Below are 546 nucleotides of genomic sequence, written 5' to 3' on the forward strand. Positions count from 1 at the left end.
CACCCGGTGCCGCGCCGACCTGATTCACCGCACGGACGATCTCGTCGAGGGTGGTACCCGGGCCAAACTTGAACATCGGTTTGGCTTCCTGCTCGGCATTCACCCGCGAGCGCGGCACGACAGCCGTCTGACCATTGGACAGAGGGCCGGGCTGGCTGACGATCGGGTCTTCGGTGATGGTCACGGTCAGGCTGCCGTGGGTCACGGCGGCTGGCGACACTTTCACGTTCTGGCCGATGACGATGGTGCCGGTGCGCGAGTTGATGATGACTTTCGCCACTGCCTGACCCGGATCGACTTCAAGGTTTTCCAGGATCGACAAGTAGTCGACGCGCTGGCTCGGATCGAGCGGCGCGGTAACGCGGATCGAACCGCCGTCGATGGCTTGCGCAACGCCAGGGCCGAGCATGTCGTTGATCTTGTCGACGATACGTTTGGCCGTGGTGAAGTCGGAACGGTTGAGGTTCAGCGTCAGGCTGTTGCCCTGATTGAAACCGCTCGGCACCGAACGCTCCACCGAAGCACCGCCAGGGATACGACCGGCCG

General features: G+C 63.4%; 1 protein-coding gene. It reads right to left on the reverse strand.

Annotated elements, in window-relative coordinates:
- On the reverse strand, positions 1-546 hold a 546-nt coding region (locus BK660_RS30255; protein WP_185045264.1), incomplete at both ends, for a flagellar basal body P-ring protein FlgI.

The sequence above is a fragment of the Pseudomonas brassicacearum genome (genome assembly GCF_003732265.1).
Classification (GTDB): Bacteria; Pseudomonadota; Gammaproteobacteria; order Pseudomonadales; family Pseudomonadaceae; genus Aquipseudomonas; species Aquipseudomonas brassicacearum_D.